This is a genomic window from Arthrobacter sp. WCS2018Hpa-7, from assembly GCF_031843805.1.
GTDB lineage: Bacteria > Actinomycetota > Actinomycetes > Actinomycetales > Micrococcaceae > Arthrobacter.
This window is the reverse complement of the sequence record NZ_JAVTJB010000027.1, coordinates 41,195-55,227: the sequence shown is the minus strand read 5'-3', so window position 1 is coordinate 55,227 and position 14,033 is coordinate 41,195. Positions and strand designations below refer to the sequence as shown.

13 protein-coding genes and 1 pseudogene are annotated in these 14,033 nt (G+C 58.8%); 11 read left to right on the top strand and 3 right to left on the bottom strand.

Features of this window, described 5'->3' with window-relative positions; translation table 11 throughout:
- The 11 genes and pseudogenes from RQH14_RS20890 to RQH14_RS20840 all read left to right on the top strand — a co-directional run.
- Positions 1–113, top strand: a pseudogene (locus RQH14_RS20890) (sugar phosphate isomerase/epimerase); the annotation flags it as partial.
- 3 nt (positions 114–116) lie between these two features.
- Entirely contained in the window at positions 117–350 is a 234-nt protein-coding gene (locus RQH14_RS20885) for a hypothetical protein (RefSeq protein WP_311215044.1), read from the top strand.
- A complete protein-coding gene (locus RQH14_RS20880; RefSeq protein WP_311215043.1) occupies positions 340–1,242 on the top strand; it encodes a DUF1080 domain-containing protein in 903 nt (300 codons plus the stop codon). Before RQH14_RS20885 ends, RQH14_RS20880 begins: the two co-directional genes overlap by 11 nt.
- Positions 1,239–2,159 carry a biopolymer transporter Tol gene (locus RQH14_RS20875; protein ID WP_311215041.1) on the top strand — a complete coding sequence of 307 codons (921 nt, stop codon included), beginning with the start codon at positions 1,239–1,241 and terminating at the stop codon, positions 2,157–2,159. The genes RQH14_RS20880 and RQH14_RS20875 overlap by 4 nt, the downstream gene beginning before the upstream one ends.
- Positions 2,160–2,168: 9 nt before the next feature.
- Positions 2,169–3,188: a Gfo/Idh/MocA family oxidoreductase gene (locus tag RQH14_RS20870; protein ID WP_311215040.1), complete on the top strand. Its 1,020-nt coding sequence runs from the start codon at positions 2,169–2,171 to the stop codon at positions 3,186–3,188.
- A gap of 418 nt (positions 3,189–3,606) precedes the next feature.
- A complete protein-coding gene (locus RQH14_RS20865; RefSeq protein WP_311215039.1) occupies positions 3,607–4,770 on the top strand; it encodes a substrate-binding domain-containing protein in 1,164 nt (387 codons plus the stop codon).
- A 2-nt stretch (positions 4,771–4,772) separates the two neighbouring features.
- Positions 4,773–6,449 (top strand): sugar ABC transporter ATP-binding protein, encoded by a 1,677-nt coding sequence (locus tag RQH14_RS20860; protein WP_311215038.1) that lies wholly within the window; start codon positions 4,773–4,775, stop codon positions 6,447–6,449.
- Positions 6,442–7,485 (top strand): ABC transporter permease, encoded by a 1,044-nt coding sequence (locus RQH14_RS20855; RefSeq protein ID WP_311215037.1) that lies wholly within the window; start codon positions 6,442–6,444, stop codon positions 7,483–7,485. The genes RQH14_RS20860 and RQH14_RS20855 overlap by 8 nt, the downstream gene beginning before the upstream one ends.
- Positions 7,482–8,072 carry a cupin domain-containing protein gene (locus RQH14_RS20850; protein ID WP_311215036.1) on the top strand — a complete coding sequence of 197 codons (591 nt, stop codon included), beginning with the start codon at positions 7,482–7,484 and terminating at the stop codon, positions 8,070–8,072. The genes RQH14_RS20855 and RQH14_RS20850 overlap by 4 nt, the downstream gene beginning before the upstream one ends.
- 96 nt (positions 8,073–8,168) lie before the next feature.
- Complete coding sequence (locus tag RQH14_RS20845) at positions 8,169–9,365, top strand: serine hydrolase domain-containing protein (RefSeq protein WP_311215035.1); 1,197 nt, start codon at positions 8,169–8,171, stop codon at positions 9,363–9,365.
- A 51-nt stretch (positions 9,366–9,416) separates the two neighbouring features.
- Positions 9,417–10,193: an SDR family NAD(P)-dependent oxidoreductase gene (locus RQH14_RS20840; RefSeq protein ID WP_311215034.1), complete on the top strand. Its 777-nt coding sequence runs from the start codon at positions 9,417–9,419 to the stop codon at positions 10,191–10,193.
- A 681-nt stretch (positions 10,194–10,874) separates the two neighbouring features.
- Here the strand turns inward: RQH14_RS20840 and prpB are convergent.
- Genes prpB through RQH14_RS20825 form a run of 3 tightly spaced genes read right to left on the bottom strand, consistent with a single transcriptional unit; the run spans position 10,875 to position 13,959 of the window.
- A complete protein-coding gene (gene prpB / locus RQH14_RS20835) occupies positions 10,875–11,780 on the bottom strand; it encodes a methylisocitrate lyase (protein WP_311215033.1) in 906 nt (301 codons plus the stop codon).
- Entirely contained in the window at positions 11,781–13,301 is a 1,521-nt protein-coding gene (locus RQH14_RS20830) for an MmgE/PrpD family protein (protein ID WP_311215032.1), read from the bottom strand.
- Positions 13,294–13,959 carry a GntR family transcriptional regulator gene (locus RQH14_RS20825; RefSeq protein ID WP_311215031.1) on the bottom strand — a complete coding sequence of 222 codons (666 nt, stop codon included), beginning with the start codon at positions 13,957–13,959 and terminating at the stop codon, positions 13,294–13,296. The genes RQH14_RS20830 and RQH14_RS20825 overlap by 8 nt, the downstream gene beginning before the upstream one ends.
- Between the last annotated feature and the right edge of the window lie 74 nt (positions 13,960–14,033).

The following is a 14,033-nucleotide window of genomic DNA, read 5'->3' as shown; positions in this document are numbered from 1 at the left end:
ACGCCGGCATGGACCGCCTCCACGGCGCCCCCGAAGCCCTCGCCGCCCTCAAGAAATTCGACTTCCCCGCCTCCCAAACCAGCTTCGACGCCGCCTTCAGCAGCAAAGACTAGCGCATGCCAGTTGACTTCGAAATAGCCTTCACGGCCACTACTCGCGCAGGAATGGAGAGAAAACTGGATGCTGCCCATGAAAAGGCCACGAAACGGGCGCTTCTTTTAGGGAAGCAGGGCATCATCATTACCCGCCATAGTGATTACGACTTCACGGTAGCCCTCACAGACAGCGTACCGTTCGGTACCACCCGGGAGCGCTACGCCCAAGAGTCAGGAGCCCCGCGTGACGACTAAAGACATCGGTTATGAGAGCTTGTTCAACGGCGATAATTTAGCTGGCTGGCGATCGATCCCGCGAATCTATGGAACGTCATACCCTGGCGGTCCGAAGGTTCTCGAACTATTTGACAGCCGTGGGATTGCCCGCCCAGTTGAGCCGGAGAAACACCCCGCGCATTGGTTTGTTGAAGACGGCATGCTGATCGGTGAACAAGAATTCCCTGGCAGTGGCTTTGGCGGTTATCTGGTGACCGAGCGGACCTTCGGTGACTTCGAACTGGTCCTGGAGATGCGGCCGGACTGGCCAGCGGACACAGGTGTGATGGTCCGGAGGAAACGCGACAGCTGGGAAGGCTTCCAGGTCTTGGTGGACCATCGCCCTTCCGGTGGCATCGGAGGGTTCTTCGGCAACGGCCTGGCAAGTTTCTCGGCTGTGCCGTTCGCTATCGACGCTGCGACTGACGCCGACGGCCGCCCGACCGGCCTCATTCCTGACGACCCCGCCACATCGGTGGAGCCTGTTACGGAAGATAAGCGTGCTCGTCTCAGCTATGCGGCCGACGTCGGGGATTTTCTCAACGTCTGGCGCTGGAATGACTGGAACGAACTGCGGATCCGCTGCGTCGGCGCCCTGCCGATCATCACTACATGGATCAATGGCCTAAAAATCGCCGAACTTAATACGGCCGCGCTTAACTCCCCCGATTATGATCCCCAAGCGGTTCTTGGCGTCCTCGGCGAACGCGGGCACATCGCCTTGGAAGTCCACGACAACGACTCCATGTTCGGTGAAACCCGCTGGGGCCGAGGCGCGCGGTGCCGCTGGCGCAATCTTCGTATCAAGGAGCTAGCCGGAGGATCCTTTACAAGCACAAAGCCAAAGTCGAAAGCCCAGGACAAAGCATGACCGCCGCAAAATCCGATGTCGTTATCCAGCCTCGTGAACTGCGACAAGGCCAACGGTCCGAAGTTTGGATCGCCTCCCCCGATTCCGACGATCCTACGCTGATATTCGAAAGTGCCGACACCCTGCTGGAAGCTCCCAATTGGACGCTTGACGGCAAGTCGCTGATCCTGAACGGAGCTGGGCACCTCTGGAACCTTGATATTCGTTCTGGCGTCCTCCAGCAGATACCACTTGGCGGCATCCCCGACCTGAATAACGATCATGTTCTTGCACCGGATGGGACAGGCATCTACCTGTCCGCAAATGACGGGCACATCTACTACGCATCCCTCGTGGGGGGCCCAACACGGCGAGTAACCACAGAGGACGGAGCATTTCATTTCCTCCACGGCGTCAGCCCGGACGGCACGGAGTTAGCGTTCGTCGCCATAGACGCAAGTGACTTCACGCTGCCAGGGCGACTCATGAAGTTGTCGTCCGACGGCGGTGCTGCCGCAGGGATTGACGTCGGACCAGGCCACTGTGACGGGCCAGAGTACTCACCTGACGGCAAGTGGCTGTACCTGAACACCGAATCATTCTCAACCTCTCCAGGCCATGCCCAGCTTGCCCGTATCCGTCTCGATGGAACAGGCTTCGAACAGGTGCTCGATAGTGACACCGTGGACTGGTTCCCTCATGTCTCCCCTGACGGGCAATACGCGAGCTACCTTCGCTTCCCCACCGGAACCGAAGGCCACCCGGCCGACCTGCCGGTAGCCGTCGTACTTGTCTCAACAGACGACTGGCAAACTCCGTTGCAAGCTTGGTCCGTGTTTGGCGGCCAAGGGACGATCAACGTCAACAGCTGGTCACCAGATTCCACGCGTTTGGCCTTCGTGGCCTATCCACTCGACACCATTTCTACCAACAACTGAAAGTGAACCATGATCAACACTTCTGCGCGCACCCTCCGATGGGGAATCCTTGGCACTGGCCTTATTGCAGGGATACAGACGAAAGATCTCATCGAGAACGACTTCACAGTTCAGGCTGTGGGCTCCCGCAACCTGGCATCGAGTCAGACGTTCAGTGCTGAGCACGGCATCGCCACCGCACATGGCAGCTACGAGTCGCTGGTGTCCGATCCCGAGGTGGATATCGTCTACGTCGCCACTCCTCATGTCTTCCATAACGCCAACGCCATGCTTGCACTTAACGCTGGGAAGCACGTCCTTGTCGAGAAACCGTTCACGGTCAACTCCAACGAAGCATCGGCACTCGCCAACTTGGCCGCAAGCAAGGGTCTGGTGGTTCTCGAGGCAATGTGGACGCGTTTCCTTCCCCACATGGTCCGACTCCGTGAGCTGATTCAAGCCGGCGACCTAGGCGAGGTGCGGAAGGTGACTGCGGATCACAACCAGTCCTTGCCCACAGACCCTACACATCGGCTCAACGACCGCGCTCTCGGAGGTGGCGCCCTATTGGACCTAGGCATCTACCCCGTATCTTTCGCTGTTGACCTCCTCGGCACCCCTGCGAAGATCCACGCCGACGCATCAATGACGCGCACCGGTGTCGACCGACAAACCTCCGTCGTTTTCTCCTACGACGGCGGCCAACAGGCTATCTTGGACTGCTCACTGGACTGCGCCGGCCCGAACCGCGCAGCAGTACTGGGCACCAAGGGATGGGTCGAGATCGACTCGGTCTGGTACGGCGCTACGGCCTTTACGAGGTACGATTCCTCGGGAAAAATTGTAGAACGCTTTGATGAGCCGGTGAAAAGCCGTGGGATGCAGTTTCAAGCTGCTGAAGTGGAACGCCTGGTTCGCGATCGCGTGACGGCTGGGACCATACTCCCGCCTTCCGACAGCGTCGCAGTCATGACGGTCATGGACGAGATACGCCGCCAAATTGGCCTGGTGTATGACGCTGACCAACGCGTCTCAATCTCCGACGCATGAAGCCTGTTGTACAACCCGAATCATCAGCGGTGGCGCGGTACAGGCGCCTGTGTTGTCTGACCGGCAACACAGGCGTCTCAAAGGGCACCCAGTTGTAGCAGTTCTGTGGACCGCTTCACGACTCTTAGTCATGGCGGCCCTAAATCATGGTGGCGGCACACGAACGTAACAATCGGCAGCGGATGACGCATATCCACTTGACTGATAGCATCAAACAACCGGATTTTCACAATCCGCTTTTATACATCCCCCTTGCAACAGCAAACGACGCCCGAAAGTGCTTGTGCTTGCAAGTGACCTGGGTTACAGTTTGGATCGCAATGACGTATAGTAGTTCATAATCCCGAACAAGTCAGTTCGAATCGGGTGAATAGACTGCACGTCCCTTTCTGTTTCTTCGACAAGACGGAGGCTCGCGATGGCGCGAAGCTATTCTCGGGGTATCACAGCATTAATCGTGGGTGTCACCCTGTCCTCGATGGTGCTCACCGGCTGCGACTCAGGCAGTCCTGGGGCTTCAACTGCGGGAGGTACGCAAGCCGCGTCCTCTCCTGAGCTCGAAGCCGTATTCAAGGGCAACGAAGGAACTCCACCCGTAACTTCACCGCCGCCTGCAAAGGGCAAGAGCGTTTGGTGGATTTCCTGTGGTCAGCAAACTCAATCGTGCGCCTCATACGCGGCCGCCGGCGAGGCTGCCGCGAAGGCTCTTGGGTGGGACTTCCATCTCGCCGACGGCAATCTGAACCAGGCAAACGGCTATGCGACTGCAATGCGTACAGCTTTGGCCGCCCGACCGGACGCCATTATTCAAGATGCTTTCTCCTGCACAACTGTTCAACCCGAACTGCAGCAGGCGAAGGAACTCGGCGTACCCGTGCTCGGTTTGGAGACGTTGGACTGTTCGGATGCCGGAACCGGCCCCTCATTGTTCACGATTCCGATGATCTATAGCGAAACCTATCCCGATAACAAAGCTTGGTGGACTGGCTGGGGCGCATGGTCTGCGAAGTTCCTGGCAGCTGATTCCGGTGGCACCGCCAAGGTAATCACATCGATGGGGCAAGGAGACCCGCAGTTTGACTTACTGAACGGTGGTTTCAAGAGCGAGCTTGCAAAGTGCTCAGGATGCTCCATTGCCACTGACGTCTCATGGACAGTCACAGATCTGGCTCCCAACGGCCCTTGGGTCACAGCACTGAGAAATGCCCTCATTAAGTATCCCGATGCCAACTACGTCTGGTGGCCTTTCGACACAAACGGCGTAGACGCTGGCGGTGCAAAGGCAGTCTTGCAGGGCGGCAGCAAACCCAAGGTCGTCTCTGGCATCGGTACGGCCCCCGCACTTGACTTGGTCCGATCCGGGCAGATGCACGCTGAAGGTGTTGCACGTTCGTCTGAGTGGCTCTCATGGGCCGCCATGGACCAAGTGAATCGATACTTCAACAAGCAACCGTCAGTCCCTCAGGGCGTCGGGTTCATTTCCATCGATAAGAACCACAACATGCCTGAGCAATCAGGTGACGGATACAAAACAGCCGTTCCCTTCGAGCAGCTCTACAAGAAAGCCTGGGGAGTCGGCTAACCGTGGTCAGGCTTGGCAACAACCGGTCGAAACCCGGATGGGGCGGCGCAGCCAGCGCCGGCCCATCCGGTCCCGACGAAGTGATTGGAACAAACGAAGTGACCGAACCACTTATTGTAGGCGTCCAGGGGACACAAACGGCATCTACCGAAGTTCCCCATGCACTGGTAATAAGGGGGCTGTCAAAAGTCTTTCCCGGGACTCAGGCGCTAAAGGACATCGATCTTGACGTCCGTTACGGTGAAGTTCACGCTTTATGCGGAGGAAATGGCTGCGGAAAGTCCACGCTGATCAAAATCCTCTCCGGGTTTGGCCCAGCCGACGCCGGGACCGTGAAAATTGGTGGCCACCAGCTCGAAGCATCTGACCTTGACGCTAAAACGTCCTACGAGCTCGGGTTTCGGGTTGTTCATCAAGATCCGCCACTTTACCCGGATTTGAGCGTCGCCGAAAACATCGCCCTGGGTGCCCGCTACCCAACCACCCCATCCGGGCGGGTCTCGTGGCGTAAGGTCAAGCAAAGGGCTGAGGAACTGATTCAGCGCTATGGCATCCAGACAACTGCCGAGACACTCGTCCGTGATCTCCCTGTCTCGGTCCGGACGCAGGTCGCCATTGCGACAGCCCTGCAGGACGTCGATGCCAAGCCCTGCGTAGTAGCGCTCGACGAGCCTACCGCTGCGCTGCCCGCCGCCGAAGTCCAGGTTCTACTCGCAGCCATGCGCAGCCTGGCGGCATTAGGTCACGCAATCCTGTTCGTCAGCCATCGTTTGGACGAGGTTCTAGCGGCAACTGATCGGGTAACAGTCATGCGCGATGGACGCGTTTACAGGGACCACCGCACCAGCAGCCTAACCGAGGCCGAACTCATTGAGTCGATCGTGGGACGCACTGCAGCGGAGCTTGAACCTCGCCGCTCGCAAGCCTCAGCATCCGGCGACCCCATTTTGACCGTAACGAACTTGGGAGCAGGTCCGGTTCGGCACGTGACTTTTGAGGTCCGTCGCGGAGAAGTCCTTGGGGTGGCAGGTCTACTCGGCTCTGGTCGCACGGAACTACTACGGGCGTTATATGGCGGCCTCAAGAAGGATGAAGGTGAGATCAAGTTGGAAGGCAACGTGGCCAATTTCAACAGCATGGATCAAGCCATCCGGGCCGGAGTGGTCATGATCCCTGAAGATCGACCCCGTGCAGGGGCATTCCTGGATATGACGGTCGATGAAAACATGGATGTCTCTGTTTTGGGCCGCTACTGGAAGGGCCTCGGGTTTCGCCGCGAGTCAATGCGTCGAGATGCCGAAGTCCTGCGCACAAGATTTGGCGTGAAGGCGGCCTCGGGAGCATCTCCCATGCGGACACTGTCCGGTGGCAACCAGCAGAAGGCCATTCTTGCTCGGTGGTTGCGCCGTGAGGAGACCTCCATTCTTTTACTGGATGAGCCCACGCAGGGTGTGGACGTGGGGGCACGCTCTGATATCTACGCTCTCGTCCGCCAGGTGACGGCCAACGGAGCCGCCGCGATTGTAGTCAGCTCTGACTTTGAGGAACTCGCGCAGTTTGTCGACAGGGCCGTGATTCTGCGAAACGGACGGCTAACCGCCTCCGTCCCTAGTGATGAGCTGACAGCCCACCGCCTTAACGAACTCGTCCACATGAAAAGTGGGGATAACAATGACTAGTACATCTGAGCGCGCAACCGAGCGCACCATCGGAGCCAACCGCAACGTTCGAAACTACCTGGAGAAGGCAGGACTACCTGGCTTCCTGGTACTACTTATCGCTCTCTTCGCATTGATGCCCAGCACGGGCGAGCATTTCCGCTCCCTGCCAAATATCCAGAACGTGCTCGGCTATCAGTCAGTGACGGGGCTGATAGCTCTTGCCATGGTGATACCGCTGGTCGCCGGCTACTTCGATCTTTCGGTCGCGGCCGTCGCTGGGCTGTCCAACGTGGCGGTTGCCAGCCTCGTTTCCCAGCATGGTCAACCAGTGTTTGTAGGCATCATTGCCGGAATTCTGGTTGGGTTGCTGGCGGGTGCAATAAATGCAGTCCTCGTTGCGGGAGCAAATTTGGATCCCTTTATTGCAACGCTGGGAACATATATTTTCTGGTCCGGAGCGTTGGCCCTCTATACCGGCGGCCAAACTATCTCCAGCAACATCCCGCTGGACTTTTCACTCTGGACCACACAGAGACTACTGGGTATTCCCCTTCCCTTCTGGCTCCTCCTCGTGGTGGCTGTTGCCTCCTGGTACTTCCTGAACCAAGTGCCTTTTGGACGGAAACTGACAGCAATTGGCAGCAACGAGCTCGCTGCGCAACTTGCTGGTATACGAACACGCCGGGCTGTGGCTTTGACCTATGTCGTGGCCGGAGCTTTGGCCGGCGTAGCAGGGGCACTCTTGACATCCACCAACGGCGGCGGTGACGCAACCAGCGCCATCTCCTACCTGTTCCCAGCCCTTGCGGCTGTCTTTCTCGGTAGGACCGCCATTCGCCCGGGACACTACAACGTATGGGGAACCATGTTCGGATTGTTCCTCGTCGCGGTGGCAGTCAACGGATTTACCCTCCTGGGCGTTGCGAGCAGCGTGACACAAATGTTCAACGGCGCGGCCCTCATCGTCAGTGTGGCCGTGGCCACCCTCAGTGTGAAGGCCCGCGAAAGAAAGGCAAGAGAGATGCAATATCAAAGTTTGAGGGCATCGGCATGAGCTCGGACATATCGGGTACATCGGAAACAGCTGACGATTCCATTACTGGCGTAACACTCCCTCGGCGGGTAGTGACAGGAGAACGTGCGGATGGACGGTCCATTATCAGTTCCGATGAGGTTGTCACCGACTGGACACATCGGCCCACGGGGCTTTCTGTCACGGAGATTTGGAGGGCTGACGCTCTCCCAGTCAAAGCCAACGCCGACGCCTCAGGTCAACCCGGCGTGATTGCTGCCCCCGCAGCCTCCGGGTTAGCCGTCCGTTTTGCAGTTTTCCCGCCGGACCACCAAATCGATGCACAGGGCATGGCCGACTACGAAGCATCAATGAAAGACCTCTACGGCGACCAAGGAACCGAGCGTCCGGGCAATGAGATAGCCGGAATGCACCGCACAGAGACTGTAGACATCCTCACAGTCGTTGAAGGGGAGATCTGGTCAATCATGGACGAAGGGGAAGCATTGCTCCGGAAAGGCGACTGCATGGTGCAGCGGGGCACACGGCATGCGTGGAGAAACCGATCCGACCGTCCGTGCACGGTGGTCGTTGTCGTTCTGCCCGCGTCGCTCTCGCAAACAGAATAAGCGGTCCCGTCCGGCCCTACGTGGAGCGGAGTTTCCTCCGTTGCGTGGAAGCTCCAAGCAGTAGAAACAACGAAGTTTTATTGAAAGGACGTAAACATGTCGCGCTTGGACAAAGTTGTCGACTACGCGGTAGAGCGCGATGTAGCACCATTCGTCGTTGCAATGATCGCGGGCCGCGATGGCATCAAGTGGGAGCATAGCGCAGGGCACGCAAACACCACCCATCTAGCCAGCCCAGATACCGTCTTCGGCCTATTTTCCATGACAAAGGCTATCGGCAGCCTGATGGCAATTATGGCTGTGGACCGGGGATTGATCACCTTGGACACACCGGTTGGTGATGTACTGCCTGACTTCGACCGACTCCAGGTACTGGAAGCAATGACACCGGAAGGACCCCGGTACCGGAAACCGAAGACGCGGGCCAACCTCCGGCACTTACTGACTCACACGAGCGGGATGGGCTACGAGGCCTTCTACCCTTTGATGGCTGAATACGCGCGGGTAACCGGCGCTCCATCCGATGTGACTGGAACCTTGGAGTCGTTGAATTATCCGCTGTTGTTTGAACCCGGTGAAGGATTTGCCTACGGCATATCGACTGATTGGGTGGGTGCCCTGATTTCGAAACTCGATGGGCGGCCTATCGAACAGTTCGTGCAGGAGGAGATTCTGAATCCGCTGGATATGACCAGCACCTTCTTTGAGCGGACCCAAACGGGAGACCGCCTTGCGAATCTCGTCCTCAAACATGAGGACGGAAGCTTTGAACCCCACGAAATGTTCCCAGCGCCGAATCCCGAAATTTACCACATGGGAAATGCTTTGTACGGCAGTGCGCGGGACTATATGTCTTTCCTTCAGCTTGTATTGAACCGCGGTGTGCACAACGGCAAACGTGTTGTAGGCGAAGCCGCCATGCAGCTGATGTTTGAGAACCAGCTGGGGGCGGTGAGTCTTCCGACGCCTGTACTCAAGTCGTATATTCCGAATATCTCTTACGATGTCGAACCGTGCCCTGGCCTACGAAAGACTCACACAGCTGCGTTCTTCCGCACCGAAGACGCAGTCCCGGGTATGCGCGCTGCAGGTTCGCTGACGTGGGCAGGGGTGTTGAACACCCACTACTGGATTGATCCGGATCGTGAAATTGCCGTCCTCTTCATGACGCAGATGATGCCTTTTTGCGATCCCGACTTCATGACGTGCTTCCAAGACTTCGAGAGAGCGGTGTGCGACGAATTTCCACCGAAGTCCCCAGGGGTTCAAGCAACCCTTCACTCAGCAGGTTGATCTCGGCCACCAGCACGGTGGCGATGTATACAAAGTAGAAGGAGTTAACGAATGAACGGGCTTCATGGGAAGACCATTGTGGTTACAGGAGCAGCTAGCGGAATAGGTGCCGCAACAGCGAGAAGGCTGCATGCTGAGGGAGCTTTCGTCGTTGCGACAGACCTCAGCAGGGACGCGGTCGAATCGGCCCTGGCCGATCTTGAACCGCAAGAGCGAGTCTTGGCGGTCGGAGCGGACATCACGGACTTCGATCAAGCCGCTGCGGTGATTGAGAGCGCCAAGTCGAAGTTCGGGTCGTTGTATGGGCTTGTCAACAGTGCTGGTATACGAGGAGTCGGAAGTGTCTTGGACACCACACCCGAAGAGTTGGATCGCGTCCTCTCCGTCAACCTTGCGGGAACTCTGTACGCCTGCAGGGCATTTGCGAATGCGTTGACTACGGATGGCCAGGAGGGGGCTATCGTCAACGTGAGTTCGTCTGCAGGCATTCGGGGAAACCCTAACCGGCTGCCTTACGCGGCATCGAAGTTTGCGGTTGTCGGCGCCACTCAAACCATGGCTTTGGAGCTCGCGGCGTCGGGAGTGAGAGTAAATTCGGTCGCACCTGGCATGATTCGGACACCTATGACAGCTCCCATGTTCAAGGATCCAGCCAACGTTGAGCGAATCAAAGCTGCTCACCCCCTTGGCCGTCCAGGCGAACCGGACGAAGTGGCTGCAGCCATTGCATTCCTCTTGTCATCCGACGCAAGCTTCATCACTGGAGCCATACTTCCTGTGGACGGAGGGCACACAGCAGGCGTGCCATCGTTCGGCGGACGCCAGTAGCCAGAGGATAGAAAAATATCAGCCTAGTCATCCATGACTGAGCACAGCCGGCCCGCATAGTCCAACTAAGGACTATGCGGGCCACACTTGTGAGTAGAAAGGGTCACCCTGAAGTATTCATGCTAACTGTCGCCGCACTCTCGCTCCCTAAATCAGACACGGACAAGAATCCTAGGCGTGCAGCTTTAGGCCACGGGAATCTCGGGGCTGCCTCTCGAGAAAACTTCGATCACAACACCCTGCGCCGTGATAGACCTTCAATTTCGGACAGAAATCGTGAATGCGGCACGAGTCCCAGGTCCTTGGCCACTGCGGCGGCGCTAGATACCCGGTTGAACGATGCCCTTGTCCTCTTAAATGTGCTCTCGCCTGAGGATCGCTTTGGATTTCGTGAGGATCCCTGAGGTCGGCTCCGGCCGAAAAGTGCTCTAGAGCTCCTCTGAGCGCCATTATCGGCTGAAACGTCGTCAGCCATAGTGTCAGCAGAGGGCGGATCCAGTCATGGATGCCCGTTGGTTATCACTCCTACCTCCACGCAAATGACTCAGCGGATGGCGACTTACGTCGCCATCCGCTGAGTCTGCGGTTCGATTAGTTGAACCGCTTCCCGTGGACGGCCCTCGGCCGTCGAGGTGCTTGTTGCGAGACAGTGCGTGCCGACTCCGGGAAATGTGTGCAGGCTTAGCGCGTGCCAGGAATCTGAAAGTTAAAGACTCCCGAATCGAACTTGTTGTATGCCTCGTAATCCACCAGGTCGTAGAGACGTGCCCTAGTCAGCATCTGCGGAACCCGTACCTCCTGGGTGCCGAGGCTCTTCAGCGTTTCGAGGACTTGTTCTGCGGCGCCCATGGCACTGCGGAGCAGGGTGACCGGGTAGATGACCATGTTCACGCCGACGCCTTGGAGCTGGTCGACGGTGAAGAGGTCGCTTTTGCCGAATTCGGTCATGTTGGCCAGGATGGGCACGTCCACGGCGTCGCGGATGGCCTGGAACTCGCTCAAGTCACGCATGGCTTCGGGGAAGATCGCGTCAGCGCCGGCATCCACCAGTGCTTTGGCACGGTCCTGCGCGGCCTGGATTCCTTCGACGGCGCGGATGTCGGTGCGGGCCATGATGAGGAAGTTCGGGTCGCGGCGTGCGTCTGCTGCGGCGCGGATGCGTTTGGTGGCGGTGTCGATGTCCACGACGTTCTTGCCGTCTAGGTGGCCGCATCGTTTGGGGTTGAATTGGTCCTCGATGTGGCAGCCGGCCAGGCCCGCGTTCTCCAGTTCCTGGATGGATCGGGCCACGTTCATGGGTTCACCGAAGCCGGTGTCCGCGTCCACCAGTGAGGGCAGGTCCGTCATCCGGGCGATCTGCCCGGCCCGGGTGGCTACCTCGGTGAGAGTTGTGAGGCCGATGTCAGGCAGGCCGAGATCGTTGGCCAGGACGGCGCCGGAGATGTAGACCCCGGCGAAGCCCTTCTCCTCGATCAGCCGGGCCGAGAGCGGATTGAACGCGCCCGGGAACTGCTGCACGGTCCCGGAGGCCAGGAGCTCCCGTAGCTTGACGCGTTTCTGTTCGGGGGTGACTTTGGAGTACAGCATTTAGAACAGTCCCTTGGGTGCTGCGGCGAGGTCGATCACGCCGGGCGCGGCAGTGATGTTCAGTTGGTCCAGTTCGCCTTCGCCCAGTTCAGTGACGCGCTCGACGGCGGCGAGGAACCTTTCGATTTCGGCTTCCTCCACCAAGCCGGCAGCGAGAGTGCGGAACTTGTTGACGTACTGCTCGCGGGCGAACGGCCGGGCACCGAGAGGGTGGGCGTCGGCCACCGCAATCTCGTCGGTGACAACCGACCCATCCGTGAGGGTGATGACAACCGTGCCGCCGAAGGCCTTCTCTGCGATGTCCAACGAGTGGTACCGGCGCGTCCATTCAGGGTCTTCCACGGTGGTGACCTTGTGCCAGAGTTCCACGGTGTCCGGACGGGCAGCACGTTCGGGGGCGTAGGAGTCCACGTGGTGCCAGGCGCCGTCCTGCAGGGCGACGGTGAAGATGTACGGGATGGAGTGGTCCAGGGTTTCGCGGGACGCAGTCGGATCGTACTTCTGGGGATCGTTCGCACCCGAGCCAATAACAACGTGCGTGTGGTGGCTGGTCTTGATGACCACCGAGACAACGTTCTCGGGGTTCTTAAGCTCGGGATACTCACCGTTCAACTTGCGGGCGAGGTCGATCCACGCCTGGGCCTGGTACTCGGCAGAGTGCTCCTTGGTGTAGGTGTCCAGGATGGCGCGCTTGGCTTCACCGGGCAGCGGCAGCGGAACCTCGTAGGAGGCGTCCGGGCCATCGAGCATCCAGGCGATCACACCGTCTTCGCCTTCATAGATCGGCACAGGAGAGGTCTGGCCGCGCATGGAACGGTCCACGGCTTCGACTGCCATTTTGCCCGCGAAGGCCGGGGCGTGGGCTTTCCAGGTGGAGATTTCGCCCTTGCGGGACTGCCGGGTGGCCGTGGTGGTGTGCAGGGCCTGGCCTACGGACTGGAAGATCGTTTCAACATCCAAGCCCAACAACGTGCCGATACCGGCCGCGGCGGAGGGGCCGAGGTGGGCGACGTGGTCGATCTTGTGCTTGTGCAGGCAGATGGCCTTGACCAGGTTCACCTGGATTTCATACCCGGTAGCGATGGCACGGACCAGATCCGCACCGTTGGATCCCACGTGCTGGGCAACGGCCAGGATCGGCGGGATGTTGTCACCCGGGTGGGAGTAGTCAGCGGCCAGGAATGTGTCGTGGTAATCGAGTTCACGCACGGCCACACCGTTGGCCCAAGCGGCCCACTCCGGGGAAACCTGCTCGCTGATACCAAACACTGCAGCACCCTTGCCATTGGCACTCGGCGCGTGCGTCAGTGCCTGCGCACGGGCCGCGACGATCGGCGCCCGGTTCAACGAGGCGATAGCCACCGAAGCGTTATCGATGATCCGGTTGATCACCATCTCGGTGACCTCAGGGGATACCTCGACGGTGTCAGCGGCGACCACAGCGATCTTATGCGCCAACTGCTCCTCGCGGTGCAGGTTCTCTTCGCTCTTGTATACACGTACCTTATGCGGCTCAACCATGAGTTGCCTTTCTAAATCCGGAATTATGCTGTTTTGACTTGATGTGGTTCAGGCTGTTGCTCAGATGGACCGAAGTAGCTGCCGCAGCGAGTGCTACATCGCCTTGAGCGATCGCACCAGCAATGGCGGCGTGCTCGGCCGCGGACTGTCGGAGCCGTGGCACATCCTCCGCCAGCAGCCGACGGAGCCGGACCATGTGTGTGCGTAATCCTTCGAGCGATCGCTCCAAGAACGGGCTACAGGCCGCTGCATCGATGGCTGTATCCAATTCGGTGGCAAGGTCGTAGTACCGCCGACGTTGCAGGGCATCGTCACCCAGGAGAAAGTGCGAGGCTGCGAAACGTTCCCTTAGAGTCGCGAAACGGTTCCTTTCACCGCGTTGAGCTGCCAAGGCCGCAGCCTTGGACTCCAACGCTTCGCGAAGCTCAAACAGCTCCTCCAGTCTCGTCAACGAGACATCACTGACAACAACGCCTCTCCCCCGCTGAGCCGTGGCGAGTCCGTCGGCAATCAGCCGCGAAAGGGCCTCCCGTAGCGGCGTACGTGATACGCCCAGCCGGGCCGCCTGCTGGACCTCCCCTAGCACCGTCCCGGGCACCAATTGCCACTCAATGATCTCCGCACGCAGCACAGCGTAGGCTCGTTCGCTTGCCTTCACGCAACCACCCCTTGCTGGACTGTCAACTGCATTCATTGATTTGATGACCTAACGTCCAATGACACGACGCAACA

What these genes read in the sequence shown, in the direction of transcription:
- RQH14_RS20870 (WP_311215040.1), top strand. Translation starts at nt 2,169, where the DNA reads ATGATCAACACTTCTGCGCGCACCCTCCGATGGGGAATCCTTGGCACT.
- RQH14_RS20845 (WP_311215035.1), top strand. Translation starts at nt 8,169, where the DNA reads ATGTCGCGCTTGGACAAAGTTGTCGACTACGCGGTAGAGCGCGATGTA.
- RQH14_RS20850 (WP_311215036.1), top strand. Translation starts at nt 7,482, where the DNA reads ATGAGCTCGGACATATCGGGTACATCGGAAACAGCTGACGATTCCATT.
- RQH14_RS20865 (WP_311215039.1), top strand. Translation starts at nt 3,607, where the DNA reads ATGGCGCGAAGCTATTCTCGGGGTATCACAGCATTAATCGTGGGTGTC.
- RQH14_RS20830 (WP_311215032.1), bottom strand. Translation starts at nt 13,301, where the DNA reads ATGGTTGAGCCGCATAAGGTACGTGTATACAAGAGCGAAGAGAACCTG.
- RQH14_RS20855 (WP_311215037.1), top strand. Translation starts at nt 6,442, where the DNA reads ATGACTAGTACATCTGAGCGCGCAACCGAGCGCACCATCGGAGCCAAC.
- RQH14_RS20885 (WP_311215044.1), top strand. Translation starts at nt 117, where the DNA reads ATGCCAGTTGACTTCGAAATAGCCTTCACGGCCACTACTCGCGCAGGA.
- prpB (WP_311215033.1), bottom strand. Translation starts at nt 11,780, where the DNA reads ATGCTGTACTCCAAAGTCACCCCCGAACAGAAACGCGTCAAGCTACGG.
- RQH14_RS20875 (WP_311215041.1), top strand. Translation starts at nt 1,239, where the DNA reads ATGACCGCCGCAAAATCCGATGTCGTTATCCAGCCTCGTGAACTGCGA.
- RQH14_RS20840 (WP_311215034.1), top strand. Translation starts at nt 9,417, where the DNA reads ATGAACGGGCTTCATGGGAAGACCATTGTGGTTACAGGAGCAGCTAGC.